The sequence below is a fragment of the Acidobacteriota bacterium genome, from assembly GCA_016712445.1.
In the GTDB taxonomy this organism is placed as follows: domain Bacteria; phylum Pseudomonadota; class Alphaproteobacteria; order Caulobacterales; family Hyphomonadaceae; genus Hyphomonas.
Map to the genome: position 1 here is coordinate 173,049 of JADJRB010000001.1, position 15,356 is coordinate 188,404.

Here is a 15,356-nt window from a genome sequence, read left to right on the forward strand (position 1 = left end):
TGCGTTGTTCACTTACAGACTGCTGACGCGCCTCGCCGCGCCGTTGGTAGGATTTGCGCTGAAAGTGCGGGCCAGCAACGGCAAGGAAGACGTTCTTCGCCTCAATGAACGCCTTGCCCGGCGCCTGCCGCCGCGCCGCCCCGGCCCGCTGGTCTGGCTGCACGGCGCCAGCGTCGGCGAAAGTCGCGTGCTGCTGGAACTTGGCCGCCGCCTGATCGCGGCCCGGCCGGGCGTGATGCTGGTCTTCTCCAGCCAGACGCTGACCTCGGCGCGCCTGATGGGCAAGGAAATCCCGGAAAGCGCGTTTCATGTGATGGCGCCGGTCGACACGCCGATGGCGGCGCGGCGCTTCGTCCAGCACTGGAAGCCGGACCTGTGCATTTTCGCCGAAGGCGAGATCTGGCCGAACCTGATCCTCGAAGCCGGCAAGGCCGGCGCGCGCCGCGCCCTCGTCAACGCCCGCATGACCGACGCCTCGGCTGAGGGCTGGGCACGTTTTAAGGGTCTGTTCCGTACACTGATCGGCGGCTTCGACGTGATCCTCGCTGCGGACACCGACACCGGCGCCCGGCTCGAGCGCCTGCTTGGCCGCGCCGTGCGATCGCCCGGCAACCTGAAATCCGCGCAGTCTCCGCCGGAGGCCAATCCCGCCGATCTCGCGCGCATTGCATCCACCTTCGTCAACGGCCGGCGATGCTTTGTCGCCGCCTCGACCCATCCCGGCGAAGAGGAACTGTTCCTCGACGCCACGGAGCGCTTCACCGATGCCGCGCTGATCATCGTGCCGCGCCATCCCGAGCGCGGCCCCGAGATCGCCGAACTTCTGAAGGCGCGGCGCCTGCCCTTCGCCACCCGTTCGAAAGGCGAAGCCTCTTCGCCCCGCGACCGCGTTCTCCTCGCCGATACGATGGGCGAAATGGGCGTCTGGCTGCGCCTTGCCACCGCCGTATATCTTGGCGGCGGCCATACGCCGGACGTCGGCGGGCACAATCCGCTTGAGCCTGTGCGGCTGCGCCGGCCGGTGCTGTCGGGCCCGTCTGTCTTCAATTTTGCCTCCATGTTTGCCGACCTCGAAGCGCGCGGACTCGTCCGTACCGTGATCGATGCGGGCGACCTTGCCGACGGCCTCGCAGGCCCGCCGGTCGTCAACGAAGCGGCCGTCGCCGCGCTGGAAGCCGAGGCGGATGCGCCGATGAATGCGACGCTTGAAGCGCTGCTGCCGCTGATCCCGCGCCCGCTCCTCGACACGTCGGGAAGCGGCCGGTGAAACCGCCTGCCTTCTGGTCGGCGGGTCTCGACCCGAAATCGCGCGAAGCCGCCCCGCTTACCCGCGCACTCCTGACGCCGCTCAGCTGGCTCTACCTCTGGGGCCTGAACCGGAAGCTGGCATCGGCCGCGCCGTTCAAGGCGACGGTTCCGGTCATCTGCATCGGCAACCTGACAACCGGCGGCGCCGGCAAGACACCGGTCGCCGAAGCCCTCCGTGCCCGGATAAATGCCCTCGGCCTGCGCGCCGCAACCTTGTCGCGCGGCCATGGTGGCAGCGAGGCCGGTCCGCTGAAAGTCGACCCCGGCTTCCATTCCTTCCGGGACACCGGCGACGAACCGCTCCTGCTCGCAGCGAGCGGCGAGGCCTGGATCGGCCGCGATCGCCCAGACGCCGCAAGGGCGATGGCCGCCGCCGGCGTACAGGCGATCCTCATGGATGACGGCCACCAGAATCCGTCGCTGGCGAAGGACTTCACCTTTGTCGTCATCGACGCCGAAGCGCCGTTCGGCAATCGCCATGTCCTTCCAAAGGGCCCCTTGCGCGAACCGGTTGCGCAAGGCCTTTCGCGGGCCGATGCCGTGATCCTCATGGGCGCCGGCCCCGTGCCGCCGGAAGTGATCGCCAGCGGCAAGCCTGTGCTGCGCGCCCACATCGAAGCGACCGACCCGATGCCCGCCGGACCGCTGGTTGCCTTTGCCGGCATCGGGCGTCCCGAGAAGTTCTTCGATAGCCTGAAGGCGGACGGCGCCGACCTGCGCGATGCGGTTCCCTTCGCCGACCACCATCCCTATTCGCCGGGCGACCTCGCTTACCTGCGCCAGCTGGCGGCCGATAACGGGGCGCGGCTGATTACGACTTCGAAAGATCATGTGCGCCTTCCCCCCGAATTCCGCGCGGAAACGCTGGTGCGTCCGGTGCGGGCCGTTTTCGAGACGCCGGAAGCGCTTGACGCCTTGATCGGGCCGATCTTCAACCTCACCTCACGCCCATGACCGAGCCGACCCAAGCCGAATATGTCCGCCCGAAGGACATCGATAACCGCGCCAGTTTCTGGCAGCGGGTCCAGTGGCGGCTGGAGACGATTGCCTGGGACCTCATCTATTGGGGCCCGATGAAGATGCTCGGGCCTGACAAGGCGTCCGACTTCGGCGGCTGGCTGATGAAGAAGATCGGGCCGATGCTGTCGCAGCACAAGACGATGCGCCGCAACCTCCGTCTCGCCTTCCCGGACTGGACCGAAGCGCAGGTCGAGGAGACCGCCCTCGCCGCCTGGGAAAGTGCCGGCCGGACGGCGGGGGAAATGCCCCACCTGCCCTCGATTGATCCGTACACGAGCGGACGCGTCGAGATCGTCAATGCCGAACTGCTCGACCAGATCCGCGACAGCGGCAAGGGCGCTGTGTTCATTTCCGGCCACTTTGCCAACTGGGAAATCATGCCGGCGGCGATCACCAAGCGGATCCCGCAGGCCGTGATGACTTACCGGGCGCTGAACAATCCGCACATCGACAAGCGTATCGCGGATCTCCGGGCGGCCTATGGCACGCAGGTGAACGCGCCGAAGGGCATCGGCACGCGCGAACTGATGCGGGCGCTGTCGAAAGGTTCGCCGGTTGCGCTGATGAACGACCAGAAATTCAACGAAGGCATTCCGGTCGCCTTCTTTGGCCATGAAGCGATGACGGCGCCCGGGCCGACGCGCATGGCGCTGAAGTACAAGGTGCCGATCGTGCCGGTCTCGACCGTGCGGACGGGACCGGGCCGTTTCCGGGTCGAGTTCCACGCGCCCTTCGTGCCGGACGACACGGGAAATTCCGAAGCCGACATCCGCCGCTCGGTGGAACGGATCAGCGCCTTCATCGAGGCGCAGGTGCGAGCCCATCCGGGGCAATGGTTCTGGCAGCATCGCCGCTGGCCGAAGGAAGCCTGGAAGGCCGCGGGCGTCTGAAGAAAAAAGAGGAGCAGCTCCCTGAAGCTGCTCCCCGGAGTATTTCGCGAGAGAGCGAAACGGATCAGCGCGCGTTGAGGCGGTTCTGGCGTTCGCGGCGGCGAACGATCAGCGCGGTGCGGGCATAGTTGGTGTCGTTGCCGGCCGCGCGGGGCGCAGCGACAGTGAAGATGCGGTCGAGCACCGGCGAGGAGGCCGGCGTTTCGGTGCGGGAAGCGGGAAGCGTGTTCATGGCGTTGGTCCTTGGGAGCTTGGCGACCCGGGTGTCGGGGTCTTTGCCTGTAAGATGCAGGTGAGGGACGGGATGGATGCAGGGCGATGCAGATTTTTCGGACGCGGCAACACGGGCGTCCGGACGCAGCGGGTCGCTGGCCGGTGCTTGAGGGTGGAGTTGCAGAACGGGGGTTAACGCCGACCTAAGGTGGGCGGGCGTTGTGGTCTGAGATCAAGACCCCAACCGTCACGCGCTGCGCGCGCGCCACCTCCCCCGCTTTGCGGGAGAGGGGTGCGTTGCAGGTTCCTTCGGCACAGAGACAGGCCGGGAGGCCGGTGGACCAGATGGGGTCGTCGTAGCGCGGCTTGAGCGGTGCGAGGGGATCGTGTTTCGGGGTTTCGATCTTGTCGCCGCGGTGGACGATGCGCACGCCGCCCCACCAGCTGACGCCGAGCAGGAAGCCGGTGCGCTTCTCGCGCTGCAGGGCGAGCCAGGCGGCTTTCAGCTGCCAATAGAGGATCGGCCAGAAGAACGGGTGCACGGCGTCGAAGAGACGCCGAAAGTGCACGTAGTTCCGTATGCTGAGGAAAGCCGACATCTGCGCAGTATAGACTGGCTGCGGACCCGGCCGGATTGGGAAAGCGCAAAAAAGTTCAGGGCTCTGTCATTCCGGCGAAAGCCGGGCCCCAGAAGACCTTGAACGGCTTGGATTTCCGGGTCCCGGCTTTCGCCGGGATGACACGGGGAAAGTTTGCGGCCCGCTCCGATTTCGTTGCACAAGGGCGAACTTGTGCAACGAAAATCCGGTGTCAGACGCCTTTGGCGATGCGCGCTTCGATCTCGTCGAGGAGATCGCGGACGCGGCGGGCGTTGGCGCCGAGGTCGGAGAGGCCGACGCGGCTGGTGGAGCGCACATCGATCCGGCTGCCCTCGCCCTCACTCCGGACACGGATCATGATGTCGTCCTTGAAGCCGAACCAGTAGCTCTCCTCGGTGGCCTCGATGCGGCCCTCCTGCGGCTCGGCGAGCACCACGGTCCAGCCGCGCGCCTTCACCGCTTCCAGAGCGCGGGCATAGGCGACGTCCGGGGCAGCCGCCGTATCCAGCGGGGCGATGTGGGGATACGGGGTTTCCTTCGGGTTCTCGTGGGTGGCGGTGTCGAACTCGGCGGCTTCCTGCACCTCGGCGACACGCTTGCCGCCCATGCCGGGCCAGCGCCCGTCGGCGGCGGCGTCGATGACCGGATCATCCTCGATCGGGTTCAGGGCGCCGGTGGCTTCGCGCTGGGTGACGAGGGCGTCGCTCGGCTGGACCGGATTGTCCCAGTCAGTCTGGATGTCGTGCAGTGGCGGCAGCTGGGCGGCGTTGATACCGAAGGCAGCGACCCGGCCGAAGGCCAGCCCCGAGATGAGCAGCGCGCCGAAGGCCAGCATGAAGGCTTTCTTGCGGGGTGCGGCGATCAGCGAGACGATGAGCGCGATGACCGAGAGGCCGAGCGCGGCCATCAGCAGCATCGGGCCCCAGCCGATGGTCATCTTGCCGAGGCCGAATTGCCAGGTCCACAGGCCGAGCTTGGTGCCGACTGCGGCGGCGGCGAACCAGAGGATCGAGAAGATGGCGAAGGCAAGCGCGAAGCCTGCCAGCTTGCCGCGCCAACCGGCGGTGGCGGCTGGCGTTCCGGAAACTTCAGTCATGACCTGGGTCCTTTCAGGCGGTCGGAAGCTTGTAGTCCTTGAAGGTTTCTCGCAGCGCCAGCTTGTTGATCTTGCCGGTGGCGCCGAGCGGGATGAGCTCGACGAACTGTACGTCGTCCGGCGTCCACCATTTGGCGATCTTGCCTTCCAGCGATTTCAGGATTTCCTCCTTGGTGGGCTTTTCGCCCGGCGCCGGCTGGATGATCAGCAGCGGACGCTCATCCCATTTCGGATGGTAGATCCCGATGGCAGCGGCGTTGGCGACCTTCGGGTGGCCGACTGCGATGTTCTCGATGTCGATCGAGGAAATCCACTCGCCGCCGGACTTGATGACGTCCTTGGCGCGGTCGGTGATGGTCATGGTGCCGTATTCGTCGATGGTGGCGACGTCTCCGGTGTCGAAATAGTTTTCGGCGTTGAGGACGTTGCCGCCCGCGCCCTTGAAGTAGCCGCCGGCGATCGCGGCGCCGCGCACGAGGAGGCGGCCGGAGGTCTTGCCGTCGCGCGGCACCGGGTTGCCGTCATCGTCGACGAGGGTGAGCTCGACGCCGAAGGGCGGGCGGCCCTGTTTCAGCTTCTGCTGCATGCGGGTGTCGATGTCGGCATCGATCAAGTGCGGCGGCAGCGCGCCGAGCGTGCCGAGCGGCGAGGTTTCGGTCATGCCCCAGGCGTGGACGACGTCGACTTCATAGTCCTGCTCGAAGGCGCGCAAGATCTTCTCGGGAATGGCCGAGCCGCCAATGATGACCTTCTTCAGGTGGGGCAGTTTGAGGTTGTTGGCTTGCAGGTGGGTCAGCAGCATCAGCCAGACCGTGGGCACGGCGGCCGTGATCGAGACCTTCTCGGTGTCGAGGAGTTCGTAGATCGAGGCGCCGTCCATCTGGGCGCCGGGCATCACCATGTTGGCGCCGGTGGCCGGGCACGACATGGCGAGGCCCCAGGCATTGGCATGGAACATCGGCACGACCGGCAGGACCGAATCGGCGGCGCCCATGCCCATCGCGTCCTTGCCCATCGTCACCAGCGTGTGGAGCACGTTGGAGCGGTGGGAATAAAGCACGCCCTTGGGGTTGCCGGTGGTGCCGGAGGTGTAGCAGAGGCCGCAGGCGGTATCTTCCGGGAAGTCGCCCCAGCGGACATTGGTCGAGCGCCCGTCGATCCACATGTCGAAGGCGGTGGCGCCGAGCTTGTTGTCCGGCATCGTGTCGGGACCGGCATAGATGATGAAGTGCTTCACCGTGGTGAGCTGGTCCTTGATCTGCTCGACGATGGGCAGGAAGGTCTTGTCGAAGACGAGAACCTTGTCTTCGGCGTGGTTGGCGATCCAGGCGATCTGCTCCGGGTGGAGGCGCGGGTTGATCGTGTGCAGGACCGCGCCGATGCCCATCGCGCCGTACCAGGTGGCCATGTGGCGCTCGGAGTTCCAGCCAAGCGTGGCGACGCGGTCGCCGAGGCCGATGCCTTCATCCTTCAGGGCGGTGGAGACCTGCTTGGCCATGTCGTAGAGGCCGGCATAGGTGAGCCGGGTGATGTGGCCCTCGACGCGGCGGGTGACGATCTCGCGGTTGCCGTGCTGCAGGCGCGCGTGCTCGAGGATCTTGTCCACGGTCAGCGGCCAGTCCTGCATGATGCCTTTCATTTGGTCTTCCCTCCGGGTGGGCGCGGCTCGCGGGGCGGCGGCGCTTGTGATTTTTCGATGCCCTGTCTATGCGGGCAAATGCGCTGACGCAAGGAAAGGACAAGGCCCATGAAGCGGCTTCTGGTAGCAGGAATGACGGCCCTGGCCCTGGCGGCGTGCACCGAGGCGGCCCAGGTGGGCGAGGCGCCGGTGGCGGCGCCTGAGCCGGAAACGCCGGTGGCCGAGCCGGTGGACGTGGTGCTGGCACCCCTGCCCGCGCTGTTCGACTGCCTGCGGGAGACCGGCGGCGTGCTGGTGGCGGCGCACCGGGGCGGCGGGGCGCCGGGCTATCCGGAGAATGCGGTGGAGACGCTGCAGTACGGCTTCGACAAGGGCATCCGGGTGTTCGAGATCGACGTCGCGACGAGCCGCGACGGCGTGCTGTTCCTGCACCATGACGACCGGTTCGGCCGCACCTCGCAGGGCAATGGCTATGTATCCGACACCGACTGGGAGGATGTGGCCCGGGTCGCGCTGAAGGATACGGAGGGGGAGCGGACGGACTTCCATCCGCCGAAGCTGACCGACGCCCTGCTCTGGGCCAAGCAGACCGGCGCGATCCTCGAACTTGACCGCAAGAAGACGACCGGCTTCCGGGAGATCGCCGAGGCCGTGAAGGCGGCGGGCGCGGAGAACAATGTGCTGATGATCTCGTATACGGACGAGGAAGCCGGCACGATTGCCGGCATCGACCGTACGCTGATGATGACGGCTTCGGCGCGCGGCGACCGCGACATGGGGAAGCTGGAGGCGCTCGGCGTGGACCCCGAACGCGTGGTCGGCTGGACGGGCGTGGCCCAGCCGGATGTGCCGGCGTTCGAGCGGCTGCGGGAGATCGGCGTGGAGCCGGCCTTCGGGACGCTGGGCCGCGCGGGCGAGCGGCTGGACGACCTCTACTGGGAAGACGGCGACGGCAGCGAGTACCAGCGGCTGGTGGATGACGGCGTGGTGCTGATCGCGACGGACGAGCCCTACCGGGTGGCCGAGTGGCTGGAAGCGGACGATGCGGGCTGGGAGGCTTGCGCGAAGCCCCAATAGTTGGGGCCCGGCGATTGACGCCCGTCCGCATGCGGAGTAGGAGACGCGCGGGCCTGGGACGCCCGCCGCTCGCACAGGCTTCGGCCTGACGGTGAAGTTCCCCCGGCAGGGATGCCGCGACATTTCACGGAAACATGTCTTCACCGGCAGTTCCGCGGCAAGGCGAGCCCCGCTGCAACGTGACTGCCCGGACTGAAGGACTGTTGAGATGACTTCCCAGATTTTCACGCGCGAGCAGGCGAAAGCCCGCGCGCGAGACCTGCGCGCTGAACTGGCAAGTGCCGGCACGCCGATTTCCCATGCCCAGGCGCTGGAGCGCGTTGCGGCCGAGCTTGGCTACCGCGACTGGAACACCGCGTCGGCGCGCCTCTCGAATGAGCCGGACGTGCCCTTCCAGGTCGGCGACCACGTCGCCGGCGCCTACCTGAAGCAGCCGTTCAAGGGCCGCCTCCTCGCTGTGCGCGAGATTGGCGGCGGGGCGGCTTACGACCTGACGATCCGGTTCGATGAACCCGTCGATGTGGTGGAGTTCGAAAGCTTTTCGAACTTTCGCACGCAGGTGCGCATCACGGTGTCAGCCGATGGCATCTCGACGTTCCGGACAAGTGACGGCGAGCCTCACATGGGCGTTGCGCGGGTCAGCGCAGGGCTCGTCTGATGGCGTTTCTCTATCCGACGCAGGAGGCGGGCCGCCGGTTCGTGATGAGCGGACGCGGCGGGCCGATCCTGATGCTCAACCTGATCCGCCTGCGGACGGTTGCCGATTACTCGGCCGACCCGCATCTCGCGCCGCCGGCACCCATCAGTGGGCGGCAGGCGTATGACCTCTATGTAGCGCATACCCTGCCCTTCCTCGAAGCGAGTGGCGGCGGGCTGGACCTCATCGCAGATGGCGGTGACTGGCTCGTCGGGCCGGTCGATGAACGCTGGGACATAGCGATGCTGGTGCGGCAGAAGGACATGGAAACCTTCCTCGCCTTCGAGCAGAACGCGGCCTATCTCGCCGGCATCGGACACCGGACCGCGGCGGCAGAGGACACGCGCCTGCTGCCGCTGACGGTCAGGGGTAGAGGCGCACGCTGACCCAGCCGTCGCCCTTGCGGTAGAGCTTCAGGCGGTCGTGCATGCGGAAGGCCTGGTCCTGCCAGAACTCGATCTCCGTCGGCGTGAGCCGGAAGCCGCCCCAGAACTCCGGACGCGGAATATCCGGCCCGTCGCCGTAGATGGTGGAGACTTCGGCGATGCGCTGTTCGAACACCGAGCGGTCCGCCATCGGGCGCGACTGGTCGGAGGCGATGGCGCTGATCCGGCTTTGCGCGGCGCGCGAGGCGAAGTAGGTATCGGCCTCGGCGTCGGAGACGCGCGCGACACTGCCCCGGATGCGGACCTGGCGGCGCAGGCTTTTCCAGTGGAGGCCGAGGGCGGCGTAAGGGTGCGCGGCCAGCTGCACACCCTTGGCGCTTTCAAGGTTGGTGAAGAAGGTGAAGCCCGCCGCATCGACCCCCTTCAGGAGGACGATGCGGACATCGGGGTTGCCGCCGGCGTCGACCGTGGCGAGTGACATGGCATTGGAATCGTTCGGCTCCGAGGCGCGCGCATCGGCCATCCATTGCTGGAACAGGGCGATGGGATCGCTGGTTTCCGGGATCAAGGCGCGGTCGCCGCTGTTGGCATAGTCGGCGGCGCTGGGGGTCGGCGGGATCACGGGAGAAGACATCGGGCGGCCTATTTGGCGGTTTGTAAGGCTGGCGATTTCATATAGGAGGCGGGGCATAACCGCGAGGGCGCAGGCTGTCACATGTCGCATAACACATTTGGCCATCTGTTTCGTGTCACGACCTGGGGCGAAAGCCACGGGCCGGCACTGGGCTGTGTGGTAGACGGGTGCCCGGCGGGACTGGCTCTGGACGAGGCGTTCATCCAGCAATTCCTCGACAAGCGCCGGCCGGGCACCTCGCGTTTCGTGACGCAGCGGCAGGAAGCCGATCTGGTGAAGATATTGTCGGGCGTATTCGAAGACGACCGCACGGGTGGGCCCGTGACGACTGGCACGCCGATCAGCCTGATGATCGAGAACACCGACCAGCGCAGCAAGGATTACCGCGAGATCCGCGACCGCTACCGGCCGGGCCATGCGGATTATGCCTATGACGCAAAATACGGCGTGCGCGACTATCGCGGCGGCGGGCGCAGCTCGGCGCGGGAGACGGCAGCGCGGGTGGCGGCGGGCGCGGTGGCGCGGCGGGTGCTGGGCGACGGGATCGTGATCCGGGGCGCGGTGGTGCAGATCGGGCCGCACATGATCGACCCCGAGGCCTGGAACTGGGACGAGACGCAGAACAACCCCTTCTGGTGCCCGGATGCGAACATGGCGGGGCGCTGGGAAGAGTTCCTGGACGAGACGCGCAAGGCGGGCAGCTCGGCGGGTGCGATTGTCGAGGTGCATGCCTCGGGCGTGCCGGCCGGATGGGGCGCGCCGGTGTATGGCAAGCTGGACGCCGAACTTGCCGGGGCGATGATGAGCATCAACGCCGCCAAGGGCGTAGAGATCGGCGCGGGCTTTGCGGCGGCCGCAATGAGCGGCGAAGAGAACGCCGACGAGATGCGCGCCGGCAACGACGGCCCGACTTTCCTTGCCAACAACAATGGCGGGGTCGCGGGCGGCATTTCGACGGGACAGGACGTGGTGGTGCGGATTGCGATCAAGCCGACCTCGTCGATCCTGACGCCGGTGAAATCAGTGACGCGGGACGGCGAGGAAGTAGACGTGCGCACCATCGGGCGCCATGACCCTTGCGTGGGCATCCGCGCGGTGCCGGTGGCCGAAGCGATGCTGGCGTGCGTCCTGGCGGATGCGAAACTGCGCCACCGGGGGCAAACGGGGCGATAGAAAAAGCCCCCGTGCGTTCTGCACAGGGGCTTTCCAGTCAAATCCGTAAACGGATTATCAGAAGCGGAAGACGCCGCCGATCGAGAAGACGTCGGCTTCGGAATCGTCACCTTCGTAACGCGAGGCATCGGCACGAATGCCGAATTTGTCGGTCAGGAAGAATTTGCCGCCGACGCCATAGGCGACGCCGTCAACATCTGCCGAACCGCTGCCGAGACCGGGAACGCTGGCATTGAATTCCGACGTGGCATAGCCGAGGCGGCCGAAGAGTTCGACGCGATCGGAAACCGGAGCGCGCAGGACGCCGAAGGCGCCGAGCGAGTTGTCGAGTTCGACCGTGCCGCCGCCGACATCGGCTTCGTCGATGCCGATCGACACTTCACCTTCAGCGCCGATATAGCGGTTGAAGAAGTAGGTGCCACGGGCCGTGAGGGCGCCGACATCAGCGCCGTCACCATCGATGTTCGAATAGGCGCCGCTCAGTTCGACGTTGCCTTGGGCAACGGCGATCGGGGCAGCGACGATGGCGAGGAGGGAAGCGAGTGCAAGTTTCATTTTCTTTTTTCTCCGTACTCTGCGCAAACAGCGCGCCGCAGAAATAGCAATGCCGGCGGCGTAAACCAGAGCGTGTGGCAGCAAGGAAATCGTTTCAGCCGGCCCCTGTGACGGACAAAGCACAGAAAATGAAATTCGCGTAATCTGGCAGCGGCGGCGCCGGATTGTTCCCCTACGGACGGCGCCAGACTGAAACTTTCGTAAGGAATGCGAGGGACTGGCGAGCCTTTACAAATCCGCAGGATTCAACAGCTTGTTGCAGGTCCCAGCCGAGATACCCCTTGTAATACGGCTCGTGAAATCCATGCGGAAAATATTCGAGCAGGCCGTCGAGTGCGGGATAGTCACCAAACTGGACACTGTCGGCGAGGATGAAGGTGCCGCCCGGCTTCAGTACACGGAATATCTCGGCAAGGACTTGTGGGCGCACCTTCGGCGGAAGCTCATGGAACAGGAAGATCGAGACGGCGAGGTCCTGAGAGCCCGCGTCCAGCGGCATCGATTCGGCGGCATCATGGATGATGCTGGCCTGGCGCCAGGGCGCCAAGCGGACACGGGCCGCCTCGGTATAGGTCGGCGAAAGATCGAGACCGGTGACTTTCAGTTTCGGCCAGACGCCAAGCACTTTTTCGAGGAAGCGGCCATTGCCGCAGGCGACGTCGAGCAGCGACACGGTGCGCTGGTCGCGGCCTTTCAGCTCGCGGCTGATCTCGGCCAACGCGGCGCGGCGCATGGCGTCTGCCGTGCCCGAGAACAGGGCTTCGACCTGGGTGTCGTAGAGTTCGGCGCTGTCGTCGGTGAACCAGCCGCCCGACTGGTAGTGGAAATTCTGCAGATAGTAGGCGGGATAACGGTTCGATCCTTCGCCCACCTGCTGGCGGATCTCGGTGCCGTCGCGCGCGAGGCGGCGCCGGTTGACCTCGGCCGCGTCCCGCAGGAAGGCGCGGGCGGATTTCAGGGCGCGCGGGACAGCCGCAAAGTCGAGATCATCCGGGGCGGGATAGAGGCCGGCTTCGACATTCGCGCGGTCCTGCAGGAACAGGCGGACATAGGCCTTGCGCAGTTCGGCCATCTGCGGCGGGCCGCTTGAGGGGCGGAATTCAGGCTCGCCGGGGCGGGTGAAGCCGCCGGACTGGCGCCGGGCGGCCTGCATCTGGGCGGCATACCAGGCCGAACGCAGGCCTTGCCCGGCCGCATAACGCGCCCGGCCAGCGGTTTTCGCAGCGCGGTCGATCAGTCTCATACCGGGAATATGCGGGCCGCCGGGGCCCCCGTCCAGCCTTCAGGCTCCGTTCAGGTTGGCGCAGGCAGGTTGGCATCCGAAACTGGCGCACCTTGCCTTGTGACGCCGAAGGAGACGGGTGATGATGAAGATGACCGTTGCCGCTGGCAGCCTCGGCCTGATGGCACTGGCCCTGCCGATGCAGGCCCATGCGCAGTATGGCTATCCCTACAGCGATCCGGGTGTGCGCAATGTGCAGTGCGAGCGGCAGAAATCGAGCGACTCGGCGGCCGGCACGATTGTCGGCGCGCTGGCCGGCGCCCTGATCGGGGGTGCGATCGGCAACGAGATTGCCGACGATGACCACGGTCACCGGGGACGCGGCTACGGCCATCGCGGATACGGGCGCGGCTATTATGGCGGACATCGCGGGCACGACGACAATGACGGCGAAGTGATCGCCGGCGCGCTGATCGGCGCGTTTGCGGGCGGCGCCATCGGCAACTCGGTTGCCAAGGATACGGGCCCGGATTGCCAGGTGGCGTATGCGCCCTATGGCTATTCCTCCTCGCCCAGCGGCTCGATCCCGCGCACCACCGACGGTCTCTATGGCGGGCCGGAGACGATGGGCCGGCCGGGCAGCTATCCGGCCGCCTATCCTTCCCAGCCGTCCTATCCTTCGTACCCGGACTATCGTGACGAGCCGCGCTATCAGGAGCCTGCACGTGACTGCCGCGTGATCCAGCGCGAGACGCGCCTGCCCGACGGACAGGTCGAACGCGATCCGGTGACTGCCTGCTGGGACGAGCGCACGCGCACCTGGCAGGTGCAGGACGGGTTTACTGACGCGCCCTACGGCTACTGAGCCCGCGCGCAGACTAGCCATTCCCGGTTGCCATCGCCGCCGGGGACGGGACTGGGCTGGGGACCTTCGGGAACCCAGCCTTTTTCATTGAGCCAGACGAGGAAAGCTGCGAGCGCGGTTTCAGTCGCGGCGTCATCCGTGACGAGGCCGCCCTTGCCGACATTCGCCGGGCCGACTTCGAACTGGGGCTTGAAGAGGGCGATGAGCACGGCGCCCGGCGCGGCGAGTGACAGGGGCACGTCGAGCACCTTGGCGAGCGAGACAAAGCTCAGGTCACAGACGATCAGCTGCGGCGGCGCGGCGAGCCTCCCGGGCGTGAGATCGCGGGCGTTCAGACGTTCATGCGAAGTGACGCGCGCATCGCCTGCAATCTTCTCATGCAACTGGCCGTGGCCGACATCGACACAGGTGACATGCGCCGCGCCGGCGCGCAGCAGCACGTCTGTGAAGCCGCCGGTCGACGCGCCGAGATCGAGACAGGTGAGACCTGCCGGATCGATGCCGAAGACGTCCAGCGCGCGCGCCAGTTTGAGGCCGCCGCGCGAGACGTAAGGGTGCGCCGCCTCGGCTTCGATGACGGCATCGGAGGAGAGCGTTTCGGACGGCTTGGCGACGCGCTTTCCATTTGCGGTGACGTGGCCGGCGGCGATTGCGGCCTGCGCGGCGGCTCGGCTGCCGAAATGGCCGAGCGCGACAAGCATTTTATCGGCGCGGCCGGTTTCTGGTGAACTTCTGTCTGACATGCGCGTAGATTGCCTTATACTTTCAGCCAATTCGACAGGAGACTCGCCATGTTCGTTCGCCTCGCCCTCGCTGCCTCTGCCCTCACGCTGGGGGCCTGCGCAAGTGCCCAAGGTGCAGGGCACGACATGTCGGCGGCAGATCACGCCGCGCACATGATGACGCCGGTGCCTGCGCCAGCCAGTGCGAGCACGAGCGTTCTCGGCATGGATGGCAGCCCGATCGGCACGCTGAGCGCGGTCCAGGGCACGAAAGGCGTGCTGATCCGCGTCGAGATCGAGGCGGGCGGGCTGACCGAAGGCTGGCATGGCATCCACCTGCATGCGGTCGGCGATTGCTCCGATACCGGCACGTACAAGCTTTCGGGCGGCCATGAAGGCATGATGGAAGGCGGGCACGGCCTGCTCAACCCGGCCGGGCCCGAGGAGGGCGACCTCCCGAACATCTGGGCGGGCGCTGACGGGTCAGCGAAATACGAAGCCTATTCCAGCCTGTTTGAACTCGCACCGGCGCTCGACGATGACGGCCTTGCGCTGATCATCCATGCCTCGCCCGACGACCACACGACGCAGCCGATTGGCGGCGCGGGTGCGCGCGTGGCGTGCGGCGCGATGAACTGACGCTGTCGGTCAGCGTCGGCGTCCCGCACCGAACAGGAGCAGGACGCCGCGCAGCAGGACGCCAAGGATGGCCCCGGCCGGCGCGCCCGCGAGTGCGGGTGTGACGACATCGGCGTTGAGACCGTCGAGCCAGACCATGAACCCAGCCGCTCCAAGGCCGCCGATGAGCCCGCCGACGATAAGCCATTGCGGCAGTCCGCCGAGGCTGCGGTTGACGGCGCCGGCGCCGAAGCCGCGCATCATGCCTTGGAACAGCCGGGCAGCGACCGCCGTGAGCACGGCGCAGACTGCGGCGGGCGGGATGGCTTCTAAGGCCAGGTAGCCGAGCCCGAAACCCATGAGGCCGCCGACAATCAGCCAGGCCGAAACGATGGGCGCCTTGAGTACGGCCGGTCCGCGAGGTCCGCCTGACGCCGCCTGCCGGGCCGCCTCCTGATCTTCCTGATGGCGCCGGGCGATGGCGTTCAATTCGTCCATCGGGTGCTGCATGGCAATTCGTCCCCCAGCCGGCGCGGCGGCGCCGACGCGCAAGGTATGGCCCCGCGCCGCGACGGCGGCAATGGAGTTGCGAGCTGTCTTGCGCGGCGGCGCGCCCGGCGGCACGGTGGCCGGCAAGAGAAT

18 protein-coding genes are annotated in these 15,356 nt (G+C 66.8%); 9 read left to right on the plus strand and 9 right to left on the minus strand.

Annotated features, from left to right (window positions below; genetic code table 11):
- Positions 1-4 precede the first annotated feature (4 nt).
- From IPK75_00850 to IPK75_00860, 3 genes are read left to right on the plus strand one after another with little or no spacing between them, the layout of a single operon-like run.
- The gene (locus tag IPK75_00850; protein MBK8196885.1) at positions 5-1,267 is read left to right on the plus strand and encodes a 3-deoxy-D-manno-octulosonic acid transferase; all 1,263 of its coding nucleotides are present in this window, start codon (positions 5-7) and stop codon (positions 1,265-1,267) included.
- Positions 1,264-2,262 (plus strand): tetraacyldisaccharide 4'-kinase, encoded by a 999-nt coding sequence (gene lpxK, locus IPK75_00855; protein ID MBK8196886.1) that lies wholly within the window; start codon positions 1,264-1,266, stop codon positions 2,260-2,262. Before IPK75_00850 ends, lpxK begins: the two co-directional genes overlap by 4 nt.
- The gene (locus IPK75_00860) at positions 2,259-3,218 is read left to right on the plus strand and encodes a lysophospholipid acyltransferase family protein (protein MBK8196887.1); all 960 of its coding nucleotides are present in this window, start codon (positions 2,259-2,261) and stop codon (positions 3,216-3,218) included. Before lpxK ends, IPK75_00860 begins: the two co-directional genes overlap by 4 nt.
- A 64-nt stretch (positions 3,219-3,282) precedes the next feature.
- On the opposite strand, the gene IPK75_00865 is transcribed toward IPK75_00860, so the two are convergent.
- The 4 genes from IPK75_00865 to IPK75_00880 form a co-directional block, all read right to left on the minus strand.
- Positions 3,283-3,450, minus strand: a complete 168-nt coding sequence (locus IPK75_00865) for a hypothetical protein (protein ID MBK8196888.1) — start codon at positions 3,448-3,450, stop codon at positions 3,283-3,285.
- Between the two features lie 184 nt (positions 3,451-3,634).
- Positions 3,635-4,030 (minus strand): hypothetical protein, encoded by a 396-nt coding sequence (locus IPK75_00870; GenBank protein MBK8196889.1) that lies wholly within the window; start codon positions 4,028-4,030, stop codon positions 3,635-3,637.
- A gap of 211 nt (positions 4,031-4,241) precedes the next feature.
- On the minus strand, positions 4,242-5,126 hold the full coding sequence (locus IPK75_00875) for a DUF1499 domain-containing protein (protein MBK8196890.1): 885 nt from the start codon (positions 5,124-5,126) through the stop codon (positions 4,242-4,244).
- 13 nt (positions 5,127-5,139) lie between these two features.
- Complete coding sequence (locus tag IPK75_00880) at positions 5,140-6,765, minus strand: long-chain-fatty-acid--CoA ligase (protein MBK8196891.1); 1,626 nt, start codon at positions 6,763-6,765, stop codon at positions 5,140-5,142.
- Positions 6,766-6,897: 132 nt separating this feature from the next.
- Between IPK75_00880 and IPK75_00885 the strand changes: the two genes are divergently transcribed.
- The 3 genes from IPK75_00885 (at position 6,898) to IPK75_00895 (ending at position 8,925) form a co-directional block, all read left to right on the plus strand.
- On the plus strand, positions 6,898-7,842 hold the full coding sequence (locus IPK75_00885; GenBank protein ID MBK8196892.1) for a glycerophosphodiester phosphodiesterase family protein: 945 nt from the start codon (positions 6,898-6,900) through the stop codon (positions 7,840-7,842).
- A gap of 208 nt (positions 7,843-8,050) precedes the next feature.
- Positions 8,051-8,500: a hypothetical protein gene (locus IPK75_00890; GenBank protein ID MBK8196893.1), complete on the plus strand. Its 450-nt coding sequence runs from the start codon at positions 8,051-8,053 to the stop codon at positions 8,498-8,500.
- Positions 8,500-8,925 (plus strand): DUF1330 domain-containing protein, encoded by a 426-nt coding sequence (locus tag IPK75_00895; GenBank protein MBK8196894.1) that lies wholly within the window; start codon positions 8,500-8,502, stop codon positions 8,923-8,925. Before IPK75_00890 ends, IPK75_00895 begins: the two co-directional genes overlap by 1 nt.
- On the opposite strand, the gene pdxH is transcribed toward IPK75_00895, so the two are convergent.
- Positions 8,903-9,559: a pyridoxamine 5'-phosphate oxidase gene (gene pdxH / locus IPK75_00900; GenBank protein MBK8196895.1), complete on the minus strand. Its 657-nt coding sequence runs from the start codon at positions 9,557-9,559 to the stop codon at positions 8,903-8,905. The two genes, IPK75_00895 and pdxH, sit on opposite strands and share 23 nt — an antisense overlap.
- An 81-nt stretch (positions 9,560-9,640) precedes the next feature.
- On the opposite strand from pdxH, the gene aroC reads away from it, so the two are divergent.
- A complete protein-coding gene (gene aroC, locus IPK75_00905) occupies positions 9,641-10,732 on the plus strand; it encodes a chorismate synthase (GenBank protein ID MBK8196896.1) in 1,092 nt (363 codons plus the stop codon).
- Positions 10,733-10,789: 57 nt separating this feature from the next.
- On the opposite strand, the gene IPK75_00910 is transcribed toward aroC, so the two are convergent.
- Entirely contained in the window at positions 10,790-11,287 is a 498-nt protein-coding gene (locus IPK75_00910) for a porin family protein (GenBank protein ID MBK8196897.1), read from the minus strand.
- 172 nt (positions 11,288-11,459) lie between these two features.
- Positions 11,460-12,530, minus strand: coding sequence for a class I SAM-dependent methyltransferase (locus IPK75_00915; protein MBK8196898.1), 1,071 nt, complete (start codon positions 12,528-12,530; stop codon positions 11,460-11,462).
- Between the two features lie 121 nt (positions 12,531-12,651).
- Between IPK75_00915 and IPK75_00920 the strand changes: the two genes are divergently transcribed.
- Entirely contained in the window at positions 12,652-13,374 is a 723-nt protein-coding gene (locus tag IPK75_00920; GenBank protein ID MBK8196899.1) for a hypothetical protein, read from the plus strand.
- Here IPK75_00920 and IPK75_00925 read toward each other — a convergent pair.
- Positions 13,368-14,117, minus strand: a complete 750-nt coding sequence (locus tag IPK75_00925; protein MBK8196900.1) for a TlyA family RNA methyltransferase — start codon at positions 14,115-14,117, stop codon at positions 13,368-13,370. The two genes, IPK75_00920 and IPK75_00925, sit on opposite strands and share 7 nt — an antisense overlap.
- Before the next feature lie 48 nt (positions 14,118-14,165).
- Between IPK75_00925 and IPK75_00930 the strand changes: the two genes are divergently transcribed.
- Positions 14,166-14,735 (plus strand): superoxide dismutase family protein, encoded by a 570-nt coding sequence (locus IPK75_00930; GenBank protein ID MBK8196901.1) that lies wholly within the window; start codon positions 14,166-14,168, stop codon positions 14,733-14,735.
- Positions 14,736-14,744: 9 nt separating this feature from the next.
- On the opposite strand, the gene IPK75_00935 is transcribed toward IPK75_00930, so the two are convergent.
- Positions 14,745-15,350: a hypothetical protein gene (locus IPK75_00935; protein ID MBK8196902.1), complete on the minus strand. Its 606-nt coding sequence runs from the start codon at positions 15,348-15,350 to the stop codon at positions 14,745-14,747.
- Positions 15,351-15,356: the final 6 nt, after the last annotated feature.

Coding starts and splice junctions, on each gene's coding strand:
- IPK75_00860 (MBK8196887.1), top strand. CDS start 2,259: ATGACCGAGCCGACCCAAGCCGAATATGTCCGCCCGAAGGACATCGAT.
- IPK75_00865 (MBK8196888.1), bottom strand. CDS start 3,450: ATGAACACGCTTCCCGCTTCCCGCACCGAAACGCCGGCCTCCTCGCCG.
- IPK75_00870 (MBK8196889.1), bottom strand. CDS start 4,030: ATGTCGGCTTTCCTCAGCATACGGAACTACGTGCACTTTCGGCGTCTC.
- IPK75_00875 (MBK8196890.1), bottom strand. CDS start 5,126: ATGACTGAAGTTTCCGGAACGCCAGCCGCCACCGCCGGTTGGCGCGGC.
- IPK75_00880 (MBK8196891.1), bottom strand. CDS start 6,765: ATGAAAGGCATCATGCAGGACTGGCCGCTGACCGTGGACAAGATCCTC.
- IPK75_00885 (MBK8196892.1), top strand. CDS start 6,898: ATGACGGCCCTGGCCCTGGCGGCGTGCACCGAGGCGGCCCAGGTGGGC.
- IPK75_00890 (MBK8196893.1), top strand. CDS start 8,051: ATGACTTCCCAGATTTTCACGCGCGAGCAGGCGAAAGCCCGCGCGCGA.
- IPK75_00895 (MBK8196894.1), top strand. CDS start 8,500: ATGGCGTTTCTCTATCCGACGCAGGAGGCGGGCCGCCGGTTCGTGATG.
- pdxH (MBK8196895.1), bottom strand. CDS start 9,559: ATGTCTTCTCCCGTGATCCCGCCGACCCCCAGCGCCGCCGACTATGCC.
- aroC (MBK8196896.1), top strand. CDS start 9,641: ATGTCGCATAACACATTTGGCCATCTGTTTCGTGTCACGACCTGGGGC.
- IPK75_00910 (MBK8196897.1), bottom strand. CDS start 11,287: ATGAAACTTGCACTCGCTTCCCTCCTCGCCATCGTCGCTGCCCCGATC.
- IPK75_00915 (MBK8196898.1), bottom strand. CDS start 12,530: ATGAGACTGATCGACCGCGCTGCGAAAACCGCTGGCCGGGCGCGTTAT.
- IPK75_00920 (MBK8196899.1), top strand. CDS start 12,652: ATGATGAAGATGACCGTTGCCGCTGGCAGCCTCGGCCTGATGGCACTG.
- IPK75_00925 (MBK8196900.1), bottom strand. CDS start 14,117: ATGTCAGACAGAAGTTCACCAGAAACCGGCCGCGCCGATAAAATGCTT.
- IPK75_00930 (MBK8196901.1), top strand. CDS start 14,166: ATGTTCGTTCGCCTCGCCCTCGCTGCCTCTGCCCTCACGCTGGGGGCC.